The 17155-nt window shown below is 37.3% G+C and carries 11 protein-coding genes and 1 pseudogene; 7 read left to right on the top strand and 5 right to left on the bottom strand.

Annotation, left to right across the window (positions count from 1 at the left end):
• Positions 1-351 precede the first annotated feature (351 nt).
• From ACVBIO_RS01105 to ACVBIO_RS01085, 5 genes are all read right to left on the bottom strand, one after another.
• Positions 352-1923 carry a TniQ family protein gene (locus tag ACVBIO_RS01105; protein ID WP_447171803.1) on the bottom strand — a complete coding sequence of 524 codons (1572 nt, stop codon included), beginning with the start codon at positions 1921-1923 and terminating at the stop codon, positions 352-354.
• Positions 1924-1932: 9 nt separating this feature from the next.
• A complete protein-coding gene (locus ACVBIO_RS01100) occupies positions 1933-2922 on the bottom strand; it encodes a TniB family NTP-binding protein (protein ID WP_447171802.1) in 990 nt (329 codons plus the stop codon).
• Positions 2923-2930: 8 nt separating this feature from the next.
• A complete protein-coding gene (locus ACVBIO_RS01095; protein ID WP_447171801.1) occupies positions 2931-4862 on the bottom strand; it encodes a hypothetical protein in 1932 nt (643 codons plus the stop codon).
• On the bottom strand, positions 4859-5473 hold the full coding sequence (locus tag ACVBIO_RS01090; protein ID WP_447171800.1) for a hypothetical protein: 615 nt from the start codon (positions 5471-5473) through the stop codon (positions 4859-4861). Before ACVBIO_RS01090 ends, ACVBIO_RS01095 begins: the two co-directional genes overlap by 4 nt.
• 734 nt (positions 5474-6207) lie before the next feature.
• Positions 6208-7224, bottom strand: a complete 1017-nt coding sequence (locus tag ACVBIO_RS01085; protein WP_447171799.1) for a helix-turn-helix domain-containing protein — start codon at positions 7222-7224, stop codon at positions 6208-6210.
• Positions 7225-7590: 366 nt separating this feature from the next.
• Here ACVBIO_RS01085 and ACVBIO_RS01080 point away from each other — a divergent pair.
• The 7 genes and pseudogenes from ACVBIO_RS01080 to ACVBIO_RS01050 all read left to right on the top strand — a co-directional run.
• Positions 7591-7707, top strand: a pseudogene (locus ACVBIO_RS01080) (DUF4209 domain-containing protein); the annotation flags it as partial.
• Between the two features lie 623 nt (positions 7708-8330).
• On the top strand, positions 8331-10649 hold the full coding sequence (locus ACVBIO_RS01075) for a P-loop ATPase, Sll1717 family (RefSeq protein WP_447171798.1): 2319 nt from the start codon (positions 8331-8333) through the stop codon (positions 10647-10649).
• Positions 10650-11083: 434 nt separating this feature from the next.
• On the top strand, positions 11084-11746 hold the full coding sequence (locus tag ACVBIO_RS01070; RefSeq protein ID WP_447171797.1) for a hypothetical protein: 663 nt from the start codon (positions 11084-11086) through the stop codon (positions 11744-11746).
• A 176-nt stretch (positions 11747-11922) separates the two neighbouring features.
• The gene (locus ACVBIO_RS01065) at positions 11923-12999 is read left to right on the top strand and encodes a hypothetical protein (RefSeq protein ID WP_447171796.1); all 1077 of its coding nucleotides are present in this window, start codon (positions 11923-11925) and stop codon (positions 12997-12999) included.
• Positions 12992-14737: a hypothetical protein gene (locus ACVBIO_RS01060; protein ID WP_447171795.1), complete on the top strand. Its 1746-nt coding sequence runs from the start codon at positions 12992-12994 to the stop codon at positions 14735-14737. Before ACVBIO_RS01065 ends, ACVBIO_RS01060 begins: the two co-directional genes overlap by 8 nt.
• A 134-nt stretch (positions 14738-14871) precedes the next feature.
• Positions 14872-15195, top strand: a complete 324-nt coding sequence (locus tag ACVBIO_RS01055) for a hypothetical protein (protein ID WP_447171794.1) — start codon at positions 14872-14874, stop codon at positions 15193-15195.
• Between the two features lie 102 nt (positions 15196-15297).
• A complete protein-coding gene (locus ACVBIO_RS01050) occupies positions 15298-15846 on the top strand; it encodes a hypothetical protein (RefSeq protein WP_447171793.1) in 549 nt (182 codons plus the stop codon).
• Positions 15847-17155: the final 1309 nt, after the last annotated feature.

The following is a 17155-nucleotide window of genomic DNA, read 5'->3' as shown; positions in this document are numbered from 1 at the left end:
TATAAAAAACCGATTTATTCACTCCACTATTCAGGGCGGATAAGTGTATTCAGCCTGTTCTTTGCTATGAATATTTCACACTGCTTATATAGCTGTTCTATGGTTTCTTGATTGTTTAATGGCATATCAATAATGAAAGTCGGAAACAAAAGGTTATTCATACTCACTTGGTATAATTTTAATGTTTGGCCATCGAGTAAGAGCTTGTTTAATGAGGAAATAAACCTAAGAGTTACAAATACCCACTCTGGTTCAACGATTATAGAGTCCAATAGCTGAATTGATGGAAATTGTAGATGGATCCTCTCCGTAAGTACCTCACACGGCTTCATAACAGCTAACTCCTTTGTTTTACAGTGCTTCAGATGTCACGGTAACCAGATCTTTAAATAAGCGGTTATTTGATTTTGGGTCTTGTTGTAAAAAGTGCTCGAAGGACGCACCATTGATCCAAGCTTGCCCATTCCGCTTCCATTTCTCCCAGTAAAAATCACCATTCTTTACACGTAGCTTTACATCATTACAGTTTTCACTCAGCACGTTAGCAACGATTTCTATGGGTAAGGCTGTTTCACAGGCGTTTTGTAGTGACTGAAGCAGCCAAGAGGAGAATTGTGTCTGGTTTACTATTATTTCGCTTAGATCTGGAAAATTAGGAAATCTTGCTCGAATATCACCATTAACAACTGCATTCATTAGCGCTGAATATGTGGTGGCATAGGTTGCGAATAAGGTTGAGTTTGCATCAATTGATAATGGGTTTTCGATGTGCTTTTTTCGAGAAAAGCGTTTGAAAACTTTGAGAACGTACTCAGTGTCAAACAACTTATCTTTAAGTACATCCGTAGAGTTGATCAACGTTGAATTATTCGTTGCTAGAACCTTGTCATCAAGTAATTGTTTAATACTGACAGGCTCTAAGTTTAGAAGAATACCTAATAACGTTACATCTAAATGCTTTTGAGGCTTAATAACTTGCTTTCGTGATAAGTAGGCAAGCCTTGCTGCTTGGACATATTGTGTTTTTTCCTCAATAACCATTGAAGGCCATGAATTCTTTAGTTCAAAACCATATGTATTATGCAAGCTTGCTTTAAATAATCTGGCAGGGTTTAAATTCAGACATGTCATTCTCCACTCCGCATCTGCGAACTTAACCCATTGATTATAAAACTGCTGGCTTTCTAAGAGATGTACCGCTTTAAGTACCAACTCATGATGGTTGCAGCTGTAAGGAATGCGTCCCCAATTTTGCCTAAGCGGATCTAAAGGTCTAGCCATTGCGTAGATAGCATTACATACATCAGTAAGGCCATCTTCGTTTATTTTGAGGTAACCAGAAGGTGAAGGCCAGAGGGATATTTCTAGTGGTGACAGCGGAGTCTTTAGCCATTTATCCTCAGAGTTGATGACTAAATTCTTTTTGCAAGAGGGGCAGTACTCGAAAAGATCAGCATCCCATTTGAACGGTACTGAACAGTGGGGACAACTGTCAATAATACCGCATCGATGAGTTGGACAACGACCGATAACACCGATGGACCAGCGCCAATCTAATACACTATTCTCAATCGTACATTCAGGGCATAACCTTGGGAAGTCTACTATCAACTCCTTAAACACACGTCCGGCCTTATTCAGCCATCCATTTTGATCGGCCCGTCTAGTTAGCTCTATGACGTCATCTACATTTCGGCCCAGTGCCTCGATTAAAGCTTGGCTCAGATCTTCTAGTTGCTCTTCTGACCACAGACCAAATCGGGACGTTTTGACCTTATTCATCCCGATTGTTCTGAGGAAAACACTTAAATTAAAAAAGCCATTAAGATACGCTAATCTCAATAAATACTGGGTAAGACTCTCAGTCTCCGAAGGGAAGGGTCTGACACCTAATATTAAGCTGACGTTATTCTTAGCAAACATAAAATAGTTTTACTCTTTTATATCGTTAATTTTATTTTTGACTTGCTCTGAAGGAGCCGTAAATGGTTCAAATGTTCCTAAGGCTCTATGAAAAGGACACGTCTTAAAAAGTTCCTGAAACTTTTCTTTATCAATGAAATCACCTTCTTTGTACTGATTAAGCATCCGCATGAAAAACTGATTAATGTGCCGAGGGGTCCCTTTGGTCGCCAACCATAATCGTGGCACCATATCTTTACTTACAATAGGAATGACTTTTACATTCAGCTCGGCAAACTTTTCTTGCATAGCAAGCAAATAAGCAACGAAGTCATCTCTATTAGACGGCCCATTCTTTTCTAAACTAAATGGATAGAGCTTTGCGTCAACGAAGGACAAACGCTGCCTAAGCTCAGGGAAATCAGTTAAAGCATCTTCGCCTTCAGGTAAACCTGCAAAAACGACACTTAAACGATGATCGTCCATTAACACCTTGATAAACGATAATACATCGTTGGTTCTGACCATCGCATTTTTTCGTAATAAGTGCTGGAACTCATCAAAAATAATCATTCTAACTTTTCGTTGGACAATTAATCTGTCTAAGCGAGTTTGTGCCGATTGCGTTGACCGTGTTGTAGGTGACAGATCACCGGCTGATTGTAGTATTTTTTCAATGACTCGAAGCAAAGTTGGTTTGCCCGGTACTCGAATCGACAGTATCGGCAAAGGAGTCAGCTCGGTAGTTGCTCTGTTGCAATCTTGGTAGTAAATATCAGTAACAAAAGATCGAATAGCTCTAGACTTTCCTACACCAGGAGGACCGGTCAAGATACACCCATTACTTTCTAAGCCTGATAGTTCATAGCATGCTTCTAAAGCTGCTGTCGCTTTTTCAAACCCTGAATGTTCGATTGTCATGAAAAGGTATTCAACACACCGTTTTGGCATTTGGTTTAGGTCTAGCTTTTGACTAATATTTCCACCAATATCGATAGGCAGGGGGAGGGAAACATTCATTGCAGTTCCTATTTAGTTTTCAGTCTTTTTATAGAGTTAAGGTCTAAACCTGCTAACGGATCTTGTTCTGATAACTTTGGAGTACTTCGATTATTAGCTTGAGTTTGTTCTTGTATCTCACGGTCAAAATCTTCTGGTACTGCTCTTCTACTCCCTGTTTTTTGTGACGTCGTTCTTTTTTGCTGTAGCTCTTCTTTTTTTTGTTTTAAAAGTGGCACATCAGCCAAAACTCTGGAATGACGGTACCCTTTTGATTGATAGGTAGATGGGTTTTTAGCCTTAAACTCCTCTAATGTGGTGCCAACCATGATGTCCTTATCTGTCGCCATGACGATAAATACTTCTTCTGTAAATGGATTAACCACAGAGATTGAAGAGACATCAACTTCTGAATAGTGGCATTCAACTTTAACGGGCTTACCAGCTGCTTTTAGCTTTAAGCCAATATTTTTAAGCAAGCCATTGTCATCGTTATATCTAACTTTGTTGATTTGAACACCAAGATGGCAACTATCTCCGGAGATTGTTGCATCACGGATCTCCCCAGTTGGTAACATCACTTTTTCAATATTGAGAGGCACTTCAGGTACAAAACCTTCTGCAAGAGCTTTATGCCACAACTGATACGGTGTTTGATTATTAAAGCTTGTAAGAGGCATATGGTGATACTCATCGACAATCCAAGCCTCGAACAGTCCTCTTACCTCAGATAAAGTCAGAACTGCGTTATCTTTTATATTGAGACCATTAGCCACTTGTTCGTTTAGAATGCCAATGTAGCCAGGTATAAATGGAGCAAAGTTCATCCTAACAGTAGAATTAAAGCGCTCAACGTAAGGCTTTAGCCAGGGGGAACTTGAAGCATTAGTTTCAATCGTAGAGTTACAAATTGACATGAGGTAACTCTGAGTAACGGTTGAAGTAAATCCCGGACCACCATCAACCACTAGCTTTTCGAATACCCCATAACAAAACCATGGGTTACCGTTTCGAGAAGTAAAACTTCCTTCGGGTTTAGGGCACAGTGCATGGCGCATAGCACTCACGACAAGCGCCCCTGATTCTCCACGTCCTGATTTCATCGAGTAACCAACAATACAGCGAGTATGAGCGCAGATTAGAATAACTATCAATAATGGACCTAGATAGGTACCGTTTTCATCAACGATCCCAATTTGTAAATGAACAGCATCAGCCTCAACTCGCTCTAAAGGCCGCGAAGTTCGCATTTTTTCGCAAGCATTACGGAATAACTTCTTTCGTTCATTGCGTGAATATTTATTTTTATTCACTAATTTTGGTTCCACGGACTTAATCCACTTAGTAAACGTCGTTAAAGAGGGGTATTTGAGATTACGGAGCTTTGCTTGATCAACAAAAATATCAAATGCTGCTTGAAACGATGTAGACATCGGTTTTATAACAAACTCATTAATCGTATCCGAAGCAAGGATCTTAACTTCTGAATTAAATTGTGTACTTCGATTTCGTTTGATCGGTTTAAGGTAACGATTACTAGCGCCATTAATACTGACATTGGCATCTTTAGCCCATTCACCAAGAGTACTCGGTGAAGGCGGTTTTGAGTCATCAAGTAACTTGCTTGCGTTTACAATGGCTAACTTCCGCTTTTCTAATCCTCCAACCCCTTTGGGGCCTGTCAGCTTTCTAAGCTCCTCTAAATAGGTATTTATACGCGTTATAACCATTTTGTTTTCTGGCGTTAACTTAACGTTGCTAGAAAGAGGGGAGACATCATTAACAATGAATAAGTTTTCACCATAAGCACTTTCCAGTGCACTATTTTCAAGGACTAGAGGTGGATATACTTGGTTCTCAAATACTAATGTCACATGTTCCTTACCCGCAAGCTGAATACGAGCTAAAGCATTATTGTATCTGACTAAGAGATCTGAAGTTCTGAGTGATATTTTCATCATTGATTACCACTAACTAGCCAATTCGATATGTGCAATGAAAGGTCGACATAAAATAACCTGTGAGCGATTGCTCGCTTAACAAAGACACGTTTAACGCCTAATTCATCAGCTAGATAGAGAAGCTCTTGATAAGTGTATTTAGTTTCATTAAGTAGAGTTTGCAGTGCCTTAACTTCGAGTAAAGGAGAGGGATGCCGTAATGATGGAAGTAACATCGCGATATTTTCGGATTCATACCCATTATATAATTCCTCTTCCGAGACCGTAATGAATTCTTTTCCTTGTAGTTTATATTCAGCCTTAATAAACTTAAACTTCTCTTGGTTATCAGGTTTAAGGATGTCTTTTAAATATTTGATTTCGACTACGTAATGAATACCATCTTTCATATATTCGGCATCCGGAGTGTAGTTAACCAGTCTGCCGTTGCAATAATGTTTAAGTGGCGAGGGTTGCATTTTAATCTTATGCGTATTGAAAAACAGTTCTCTTCGCCAAAATATAAGTTCTAAATTACTTTCAAGAATAGCTGTGTTACCTGTATTAGAATTAAACCCTACATAGGTACTACCCAGAAATCTTTGCTTAGCTTGAACTCGATCTTTTCTCATAATGATTACAGTTTTAAGACTAATTTGAATGGATTATAGCCACAGAGTGCCACCTGTCAAATCTTATTTATAAACAATAGCTTATGACATTTTAATTACTTATTGTTATAATATATTAATAGGTTTCCAATGAAGTTTAATAGGTAAATGATAAAATTGAATTATTTTCAAAAAAGCAAAACCTGTAAAACCGGTTTTCATTTGAAATCGAGATATTTTCAACGAGAGTTTAAGTTTAAAAAATATTTGGATGGCTAATTAATGCCCAGCAAAAAGGCGTTTATCATTGTTATATTGCCTAAGGTGATAAGGCAAACATGGTTTAACAGCCAAACTTAAATCCAACACCCCCTATTAAATGTCGAAAGTAGCTTCGTTATCTATACGTGCGGAATGGTTGTGAAATATCCTTGGTAGCCATAATTTCTAAAACATTCAGGCTAATTCCTCAGCCTGAATATAGTTTAGATAAACTCAATATGGATATTAGTGTAGGCAGGGTTATAGGAATGACTAACTTAGTAGTTGGACTATTGAGTTGGTGTTTATCACTATTGATAACGCCAACCTGTACTCTAATCTAGGTCAGTATAATTATTTGAGTCTGTAAAATTTGAATTGTTTACTTGATGATCACAGTCACCGCATAATTCACCTGTAACTCCACTCGGTCCATCTTCACCCGTGAAGTACAGTGTGCAGTAGCAACTTGCGCATTGAATTTGATTCATTAGTTAGTTTCTCGTTTGATAGATATTAAGTTCATTTAGTGCTGGGATCATAGGTGTAATAGTTTTGTCGTACCGCATAGGAGACGAGTAAGTAACGTGTACAGGGCCTTGCTTATCGAGTTTACGTTGGTTGATTGATGTTTCAATTTCTTCACGATGCTTATACGTCCACGGTGCACGCTGGAACTGATTTTTATCATCTTGCCAAACCCGAGAAATTACTAAGCTGATATTATCCTGCACTCCGGATTCAATTAACACTGCACCTGGTACCGAAGAGCTAAGAGAGGCGTGCACCTTAGCCTTACGTTCAGATAACCAAATACCGAGCGAGATTGCGAGGTCTGAGTCATCTTGTATCAATTGATAACCATCATATACTCGTTGAGCATCTGCATTTAGATGGAAAAACTCTATCCGATATAGTGCGGAGAGGTTATCTGGCACCACAGACTTCCCGTCAATTATTACGTCATAAGCCGTTTCGTAGCACAACTGTTCTACATCGATTTCCCAAAACATCTCATCTAAAAGGTCTGGTTCAGTCCATAGCAATCCCATATCTTCATCAAAGTGAACGGGGCGAAACTCCCAAGTCATCTCGCCACCACCATCAAAGTGGTGTTCAATAGTTACAGACCAGGGCAAGGTTTTACTTTGTACATACAAAGTTGTTGAGCTTCTTGATAGGCTCTCAAAAGGCATAGCAGACAGCTTAATTTCACGAAGCACCGAGTCAATTTCATTACGTAAATCCAGGGGTAAGCCTTGTTGAATAACAAGCCACGCTTGGCGTTTAGATGCTGGGGAATACGATAGAGTGTCCAGTGATACACCAAGTGCTATTGCTATCGACTCAGCGTTTTCCAGCTTAGTCTGCCCATTATTATCAACATCTTCGATACGTTGGATATGTCTGTTGGACATTTTACTTTTTTCAGCTAGTTCTTCTTGAGTTAACCGGCACTTTTCCCGCAATCTTTTTACGATGCTTCCATCTAATTTGACAAGTTTACTCATATAGAACTCCATAGGTGACGTATTAAAGCCAGTCTAATTAAAGCATTTCGACTTGGCCACGACACAGAACACGACATTGCGTCATATTTTCTGGGTGTCATAAAACAAACTGGGCAAGTGAGTGCGGTCTTCGACGTTATACCAAGGTAAAGTGAAATGGGATAAAGAAAATAGGCATCATTCATTAGTAACGCAGTAAGAGTTTGTCAGTAACTAGGGGACAAAAGCTTGAGCGTGAGTTTTGAACTGCTATTCACATTATCGCTCCTCAGAAAACATTGTATGAGAACAGCTTAAGAACGCAGGGGCTCATATAACTCACTTGGATAAGAATGGCATAGAGGGTGAAAAAGATTAAGCACACTTTTAGATATACCTGATTTTTTTGAGGAGTTTGGCAAAAATCATCTTTGTGAGTTGAAAGCTTTATTTACGAATTCAATAGGGCCAAACTTAAGAAATGAAGTAGCTCATGCCTATTAATTATCAATGCAGTTTATTCTGAGGCTCCAATCTACTAGATGGATGCTAATGCGAATGACTGTCGACTCTATAATTTCATCCTCTGAAGAACGAGAGAACACGACATAAAGTAAAAGGCATTGAATCGTAGCTGTGAATCCTAACGCTTGGCGTTCTCAGCTCAAGATTGGGATTCGAAGTTCCAATGTAATGCTTTTAGCTTCTCCATGCTCAAGGTAATTCAGCGCTAGCTAATTTAACAGGATGAGGTGACGTGATTTTGCCCGGGTACGTGTCAGAGGGGGCAGCTGACACGTTTATGCCCCAAGTTCAAAAGGTAAATAGGACGAGTAAAGCTTTGTCTATAGAAAAGCTAATCTGAACAAGAGAGGCTCTTGCTCAAAGTTGGAAGAAAATATGCCTATCCCATCTTTGTTATTTATAAAGAATACAGCCAATTATTATGAGCCAGCCCTTCCTGGTTTTTTACTCTGCATAATGTCTAGAACTACCCGCAAAGAATAGCTCTTAAGCTATTGGTAATGAGTTATTTCTGTATTAGTATTGAAGAATAAATGTACTGACATCACAATGACGTACAGCTTTTTTGCTAGAAACATCAAACATTAATAAAGGAAATGTCAGTGGCTACTGAAATATTAGGGTTCTATGCTTATGCCTCTTCTCCTGCTGCGATAGGTCAAACAATTGAGCAAGCAGTTACGGCAGCAAATATTGATGCATCTATAAATATAGAAACATGGAAAGCACTAGATATTCCAGGTCATTTCATATCTGAAAAAGTGTTGGAAGGGATTGACGCTAGTGATTTTCTTGTCGCTGATATATCAGTATTAAACTTTAATGTTACTTATGAAATTGCTTATGCTATTGGCCGTGGTAAAAGAGTTCTTTTGACTAAAAACAAAAGCATTCGAGAAAACCACCCTAGTATTCGAGATGTCGGTATTTTCGATACATTAGGTTATAAAGACTATCAGAACTCGAATGAGCTATGTGATTTTATCAAGAGTGCTACCAACGTAAGTCCTTTAAGAATATCCAATAAAATTAATATCAAATCACCAGTGTACCTATTGGAAGGATTACATAAGACTGATTGGGCTACTCGGATAGTTTCTAGAATTAAAAAGGCCCGATACTTATTTAGATCTTTTGATCCAAACGAACAGCCTCGGCTCTCAGCAAGTGATGCAATTAATCAAGTTTCAGAGTCTCATGGTGTTGTTGTTCCTCTTTTATCAAAAAACTCTGTAGGTTCAGAAGTTCACAATATGCGAGGTTCATTCATAGCTGGTCTTGCGGATGGTATGGGGAAAGCTCTTTGCATTCTTCAGCATGAAGAGGATCCAGTGCCGCTGGATTATAGAGATTTTGTTTGCTGCTCTTATCATCCTGACGATATTAATGAGTATATTGCCGATTTTGCTAGCCGTGTAGCCGAAGCATTTCAACAAGACACGAAAATTATTTCTACAACTGATGATACTTTTCTCCAATCTCTTGATCTTGGGTCTACATCTGCTGAAAACGAAATGCGCTCTCTTCATAATTATTATCTAAAGACAGATCAATTTTTGAAGTCTCTTAGAGGGGAGGCGAACATAGTCGTTGGTCGGAAAGGGGCTGGAAAGTCCGCGATTTTCCTACAGGTTCGTGATAGGGAAAGGAACAAAAAAGGCAACGTTGTTTTAGACCTAAAACCTGATGGATACAAGTTAATAAAGTTTAAAGAGTTAATTTTATCATTTCTTGAGGAAGGTACTTTTCAGCATACAATTATGGCTTTTTGGGAGTACGTTCTTCTCTTGGAAATATGCTATAAAATATTGGAAAAAGATAGGGAACAGCATAAACGCGATCATACGTTATATGAACCTTATCGGGCTTTGGCAGACTTATACCATGCGGATGATTATGTGACTGAGGGTGATTTCTCTGAGAGGATGAGTTCTCTTATGGAGAAGATTACTACAGAATATAGGTCCAAATACGGTGATGAGACACAGGTTAGGCTGTCTGCATCCAATCTTACTGAGATGCTATATTGTCACGATGTTAAGAGCTTGACCAATCAAGTTATCGATTACATGAGTCACAAAGAAACTTGTTGGTTACTGTTTGATAATATTGACAAAGGATGGCCTACATCAGGTCTTGAAAAAGAAGATTTATTGATAATTAGAGCATTAATTGATGCCACAAAGAAAATTGAGCGACAGTTTGGAAGAGTAAACATTGAAGTTAATACTATCGTATTTTTGCGAAATGATGTTTATGAGCTTTTAGTCAAAGAAACCTCGGATAGAGGGAAGGAAGGAAGTGTTCTGCTTGATTGGACCGACCCTGACCTATTGAGAGAGTTAATACGATTAAGAATCGTCTCGAATGAGATAGATGGAGATAGCACTTTCGAGGCGTTGTGGCCAAAGATATGTGTCAGTCATTTTAATGGAGAGGAAAGTTCACAGTATCTTATTGATCGATCCCTGATGAGGCCAAGGTTTTTACTAAACCTTATAAGTCAGTGCAAAAGCTTTGCCATCAACTTGAATCATGAATGTGTTCAAAAGGAAGATATTGATAAGGGACTTGCCGCGTACTCAACAGACCTTTTAGCTGACATTGGCTATGAAATTAATGATGTGGAGAATAGTGTTGATGATATTCTTTATGCATTTATTGGAAGTGCGTCAACGATTAAGAAAGATCAAATATATTCGACTTTAATTGGCTTTGGGGTTGAGGAACGCTTCATTGACAAGATTTTTGAATTGTTACTTTGGTACGGATTTCTTGGGTTGGTGATTGATGATGAACCAAAATATATCTACAACTTCAATTATAGTATGAAGCTTGTATCCGGAATAATTAAAAAGAAAGGTGATATCGATTATTTAATAAACCCGGCCTTTTGGCCGGCGCTTATGATTGACAGCTAACTAATCGTTTGTACGTTACACAGCCCCTTCGGGGTCAACTATTGTATTTTGCAGGATAAAGGGTCGTAGTAATTTAGGGCTTCAAATAAACTAAGGTACTTTTACTAGACTCAATACTCTAAGAAGGTTTTGCCCCATTATGCGTTACTAGCGCTAAGTAGTACCGATAAGTAACAAGCCAGTAGCCCTACTTTTACTAATCGATAAATCACTACTACTGATTACTTTCGATAAGACATCAATATCAATGCTCACTTTGCAATTTTTCGTGCTCGTTTATTTTGTACCGTTCTGCTAGAGTGCTTATAAATCAATGGCTTTACTTTAGTAAGGCTTAAATAATAAGCATTATTAAATGCGCATGCGCGTTTTGCCAAATATAAGCGAGTGCGCACTAACGTCTTAGTATTTGTGCAACCAGAAAAGGAGGAATCATGCCAAGTCATAGGGATATACAGTGTGCATATATGGAGCAAAATACAGATGTATTAAACTCTGCATCAAAAGGCTCTCTTTGGTACTCATTTCAAATTCTCAAAAAGACATCAGTTTATGGGAAATTAGATGAGTTAAAGTATGCCAATGAGGAATTTAGTAGGCTTTCTTTTTTAAACAATACGCTAGATCATACTCTTCGAATAAAGGAACTAGGAGAAGCACTTGAAGCTAGGAAGACACTCTATGATGGGATAGGAGATGACTTATTATTGTTAGCTGCATTTGAGAACTATATGTGTTCAACCCTCCTTAAGCGTGGGTATATTATTCACCAAATTGATGGGAGCAGAGAGCTCTCGAAGCGGCAAAAAAGAGAGAAAATCCATGTATCAGAGCTTTCTGGGTATAAGGGCATCAACTTTATCGACTTAACTATGAATGGTGGTCGTTTGTTAAAACATGGTTATTCCGACGTTGCGTCTATTTCTGAATTACAGCTGACAGGCCTGGAACATCTTAAAGACAGAAGAAATAAATCACACTTTGATAGTCAGATATATAGTACGCCCACTTTAAACGAGTCATTTTTTGCAGCTTTGGAATTCGTTATAAATTCCATTGAAGCGGAAATTGAACAATTTTGGCCAGAGCGTCTGTGACACACTTACAAGAAATTCAAGCCGATTTGCAGCGATTGGCGCTTGTCAGCTTAAGTGGTTACGCCGAAATGGCTTAGGCTAGGTTGTAGCGTTGCGCACTACTTAATTTGGCGTTAACTTGCTTGCGCTGGGTTTGAACAAATGACGAATTATAACAATATGCATGGAAGAAAATTATGGTAAGTAGTAATTCAGGTGTCGAGGGCGGCACTGGGTATTCATTTCAGCGCTGCTGTGTTGTTTTTCTATTGCTTGATAGTTATGAAACAATCAACTTAAAAAATTACTTTATTTGTTTGGAGCACCATGAAGACTTTCTATTTGCATTTTTAGATGAAAACCGTCATTTAAACAAAATCGATACATATCAAGCAAAAAAATCAAGAGATGACTGGAGAACAGACAGTGATCTTTGTGAAATAATTGGGAAAATGACGGCGGTAGGCAAGGAGCTTCTCAATGATCCTCATGAAAAATCTAGTGATTATAAACACACGTTAAACTTTCTTACTAATCGAAATGTATTCTTAACAAGTAAGCACGAAAAAGGCGTAAAACAAGATAAAGTTAAAGTTCAAGTTTCCAATAGACGCAAAAAATACTCTGATTTAACAGACAAAATTAAAGAAAATATTGAACCAAGGATTTGCCAGTCAATACTTGAAATCACTCAATTAGAGAACGTACATTTTCAATATATTGATTTTGCTCAAAGCTACCAGAGCTGGCAAAGAGAGCTCAAAGGTTTATCCATGGAGCACTTTGGTCAAAAGGTAAATGACCATGAGGCCGTCATTTCTACTTTAATGCGGTTATTGGAAGATGCTGAGCAAACGTATAATAATGATAATAAAGTTCTTTTATCTGACTCAAGTAAAAGAGTAACCAAAGAAAAAATAAATGAAACTTTCAATATGATTACTGAAGGTAAAAAATCTTTTGATTTTTGGAGGCAATACTCAGAACAAATTTCTAGTGAACTCGAATTGAAACTACCAATACAACGAAGAGCAAAAGAGTTGCTAGAAAATTGTTTTGATTACTTTAAAGATATTCAACAAATAGAATATCGTAAAATTTACAAATTTGTTGAAACTAGAACTGATATTGATGACAAACACACTAATGAAGCGGATTGTATTGTGGATTTATATCACTGTTATCAAAAACAATTCCAACCTAGATTAGAAAGCTACATGGTTTCATTCGCCGTAATTGCAGCATATGTAGAAACAAGAGGGATGTATGCCTAAGTTAATTTTAAAAAGTTTATTGGTTTATTCTCCTAATGGTGAGAAAGGCTTTCATACAGAGTTTAGTGATTCAGTAAATATTGTTCATGGTCGAAATACTTCGGGGAAAAGCACTCTTATTCAATCAATTATTTATTCGATGGGGATAAATGACTCGAAAGACAATTTGAATGATATTAACGGTGATGATGTTTTTTTTCGGCTTGACTGTGTACTAGAGAAACCTGAAGAAATTTGTAATCTTGTATTTGTACGTTCTAATGATACGTTAGTTTTACAAAAAGGAAATGAACCCCCTGTTAGGTTTGACGGAATTAACAGTAATAACTCGTATGAGTACATTAGATACAAAGAGCTTTTGTCAAAACTAATAGGTTTTGATTTGGTTTTACAAAAGCAAACTGAATTAATAGGTGCGCCATTAGAGGCCGCACTATTACCTTATTATATATCCCAATCTGTAGGGTGGGTATATATACGCGAGTCAATAGGTGATTATAGGTTTTATAAAGACTTCAAGTTTGACTATTTAGATTACTATTGCGGCATTAAAAATGACCACAAAAGAATTATTAAATACAACCTAGAGAAAGAACGTAAAGAATTAAATTTTGAATTAAAACAACTTGATTCTTATGAAGTTAAAAATGAAGAGTTGAAAATATCAAAATTACTTGATGAGCGTTTTAAAGGTGAGGCAGATAACTACCTTGAAGGCTATCAAGGTTTAAGCAAAGAATTATCAGAAAAAGAAGCCGAACATACTAAGCTATGTAATAAAATGAGTATGTTGAGGGGGAGGCAGAGGGTATTAACTCAAATAATATCGAACATAAAAAATCAAAAGCCAAAAATTGATCATTGTCCCACATGTGACCAAAATTTACCGGGTGATCTGAAAGAGTTTTATAAATACAGCCAAGATATCAATGATGCCTTTAAAGAAAAAGACATAGTAAAAGAAAAAATTAAAAATAATGCGACCAAGCTAAACTCTGTCGAACAACGTGTAACTTATTTGAGAACAAAGGTAGAAGAAGATTATGGGCTTTTACGACGCTTAAAGTCAGATAATATTACATTTGATTCGTGGCTGGATCATAATGCAAACTTAAGAGTGTTAAAAAATATTGCAATTAAGAAAGGAACATGTAAAAAAAGAATTGATAGGATAAATGAAGAAATAGAAGAGTTAGGAAATGGTTTTGATATAGACTCTTTGAGAAGAGCTAAGGAAAGAGATTTTCTGGCTATATTCAAGCGTAAAATCTTAGCATTAGGTGTTCAGTTACCAAAAGAAACTAAATATCAGGAGTTATATTCTTTAAATTCTTTCCCGTACCAAGGCGTAGAGTTACATCAGTTGTTAATGGCGTATAACTTTTCGTTCTATGAAATGGTTATGAAAAACACGAGCCTTCATAGTTTTCCATTTCTTCTAGATGCAATTTTTAAAGAGGATATTGATACAGAGAGTAGAAGTAATATTTTTAAATTCCTTTCTCAAGAAACCAAATCCAGTGGTCAAGTTGTTTTTTCTGTCGCTGAATACAAAGGAGATGAAACATCGTCTAACCCTCTTTTTAATATTGAAACCATTAAAAGTGAATATTTTTCTTCAGCCACAAAATTGATTTGCATTGGCGATAGCAAAACCAAGCATTCATTTTTATCCGAGACAGCTTTAATAGATAGTGTATTAATTAACGATACAATTAATTTGTTAGAAGTCGTCTGATATTTAGTGTTAATGCGCAAGCTAGCAAGCTAATTCAGCAGGACTGAAAATAGTAGGTTTTTGCTCCTGCGTCGCTAATTTTAACCAACTATTTTATTGCCTCTGATTGGGGCTTTGGTGAGTAAGGAGGTTTTATGTATTTATTGAATATGGAAATTTTAAAAGAAGGAGATATTATTCTCACAGGTGATGATGAGAAGTTGAGTCGGTTTATCAAAAAACACACTAAAGGCTCATTTTCTCATGCAATTCTTTATGTTGGGCATGGAAGTTACATACATTCCGATAGAGGTGGGGTTCACTCAGATAATATTCAAAGGCTAATGTTTGAGTCTTCCAGTAATGTCAGACTACTTCGGCTAAGTGACGCAGTAAAAGCGAAAGAAGCATGTTCTTTTGCTCGACTCCAAGTCGGCAAGGGATACTCAATTAAGGGGGCACTTAATTCAAAGATATAAGCAAACATTTCAGTTGGAGATAACAGGCAATATTGCTCTAAACTTGTTGCTCAAGCATATAATTTTGTTGGCGTTCAACTTGTCGATAATCCAGAGTTTTGTATGCCGAAAGAGATCGAGGAATGCACCAAATTATCCATTGTTTACGAAGCAGTACGAGTTGCCAGTGATGCTGATATCGAATTTGCACAAAGCCAGAGTCCATTGGAAAAGCAAGCCAATATTACGAATCATATTCTTGAGAGCGCAAGAAAAATCACAGATGAAGATATTCAAACATTAACTGATTTGTCTCATTATATGTTCAAAAACGCCAAATTTGATCAGCAAATTTCTAAGATAATAAAAGATTCTGGATATCTTACTTTATGGGATGGGGAAAAGGAGCAAAATCCATGGCGTTATGATTATAACTTGTTTATGGATTTGCCCATTCAACGAATAGAGAAACTAGAGTTGGCGGAAAGAGAGCTGAGAAGTTCAAATGATATGATTGAAAGGTTTAGCCAGATGTTATCTTTCTACATGGAAAGTCATCTGAAGACACCTCTAGAATATACAACATTGCACATAATGTTATATCAAAAGCTTTTTGAGGCAATGACCCAAAATAATAACGTTGCTAAACAAGTGGTTGGCACACTCACTTAGTCGGGTAGGCGGAGGTCTCTAGCCTCCCGCTCACAGACCAGCCTGCATGGGTTCCGTACAGGACGGTTCATTTATAACGCATAGGGTTATCGCTCTAAGTCATTTCTGCTTATCTTTAGTAAACCTTTGCTCCTATTCTCCACTGGTAAGCCTCCATTTTTGAATATGTTTACGATGTAGTAATTGGCCAAACTAATATGAAGAGAATAGGGCGCTTGAAAAATACCCTTCTAAAAATGATGGCATAATCAGTAATATCCGCAATAGTGCTCTCCCTGACATTAACTGGTAGATAAAATGCTCTAGATTAGAGCATTAAGATTAAAACCTTAGTTAACAAACAATTTAAACGTAATCTGGCTGTTTATTTAATAAGTCATGCTGTAGCTAATATAAATAACCAAAAACTGACTCAGAACTAAAACAACTTTAGCTTGTTTAGCCAGTTGGATTTCCGTAGCGCACGCGAATAAATCGCGGTAAATGACATTTCAGCTCTTACTATAGGTGGGTTAGCGGATTGATACTACAGCGTTCTTCGTTAGCATTTAACCTGCCTGTCCAGGTTGAAGCTATGCAAGTTCAGTCGCGTCGATGAGTGCCATTAACCACGAACTCAGTTAATTCACCTATAGCTAAGAGTCGAGATTAAGAAGTAATAGGTATAGCTTAGCTAAAGACATTAATCAGATGCTGTTCATCTAGGTAAAATTAACTTTTTTGATTTAGATTCAGAAGAAACCTGATAGCACCATGACCATAGTTGATCCAGAGTTATAGTTTCGTTTTTTAAACCTGATTCGGAATACTTGCTTATAGGTCTATAGAAGTATGGGGAAAAGAACAAACACCTTTAACTGGATCAATCCAGAGTTAAAGTACGAATAACACAAAGACATCAGAAAAGGTATCTCTTCATAAACCCTATTTAACATAATATACATTGTGCGCATACCCATGTAAGAGCTATCAAGATGGGGTTAGACCTGAATGTTTAGCTCAAATGAGCTTCTACAGTGATTCTATGCTGACACCTAAGGCAATACTTTACTATGTACGTTCGTGTTCTCTAGTTTCATACAAGCTGTATGCCTGCAGCCTGACATTTACATCACTTGGTTTATGTATTGGGACTTTGCTGTTTTAAGTTATAGCTTTCTATTTCACTTGGCTAAAACAATACTTGAACTGAACTTGGTTAAGGCTTCATTTGGTTAAGGCTTCAGGTTATCAACCAGCATTCTCAAATGCCGTTAATATCCCAAGCTCTAAATACTAAATTAATACCTCATACTCAAAAGCTGATACA

The sequence above is a fragment of the Shewanella sp. 0m-8 genome, assembly GCF_052977265.1.
Note: the sequence above shows the minus strand (reverse complement) of the source record. Positions and strands in the feature narration are given on the sequence as shown.

Excerpts from the sequence above, each read along its gene's own strand:
- ACVBIO_RS01105 (WP_447171803.1), bottom strand. The coding sequence starts at position 1,923 with ATGTTTGCTAAGAATAACGTCAGCTTAATATTAGGTGTCAGACCCTTC.
- ACVBIO_RS01100 (WP_447171802.1), bottom strand. The coding sequence starts at position 2,922 with ATGAATGTTTCCCTCCCCCTGCCTATCGATATTGGTGGAAATATTAGT.
- ACVBIO_RS01095 (WP_447171801.1), bottom strand. The coding sequence starts at position 4,862 with ATGATGAAAATATCACTCAGAACTTCAGATCTCTTAGTCAGATACAAT.
- ACVBIO_RS01085 (WP_447171799.1), bottom strand. The coding sequence starts at position 7,224 with ATGAGTAAACTTGTCAAATTAGATGGAAGCATCGTAAAAAGATTGCGG.
- ACVBIO_RS01050 (WP_447171793.1), top strand. The coding sequence starts at position 15,298 with ATGCCGAAAGAGATCGAGGAATGCACCAAATTATCCATTGTTTACGAA.
- ACVBIO_RS01070 (WP_447171797.1), top strand. The coding sequence starts at position 11,084 with ATGCCAAGTCATAGGGATATACAGTGTGCATATATGGAGCAAAATACA.
- ACVBIO_RS01060 (WP_447171795.1), top strand. The coding sequence starts at position 12,992 with ATGCCTAAGTTAATTTTAAAAAGTTTATTGGTTTATTCTCCTAATGGT.
- ACVBIO_RS01090 (WP_447171800.1), bottom strand. The coding sequence starts at position 5,473 with ATGAGAAAAGATCGAGTTCAAGCTAAGCAAAGATTTCTGGGTAGTACC.
- ACVBIO_RS01065 (WP_447171796.1), top strand. The coding sequence starts at position 11,923 with ATGGTAAGTAGTAATTCAGGTGTCGAGGGCGGCACTGGGTATTCATTT.
- ACVBIO_RS01055 (WP_447171794.1), top strand. The coding sequence starts at position 14,872 with ATGTATTTATTGAATATGGAAATTTTAAAAGAAGGAGATATTATTCTC.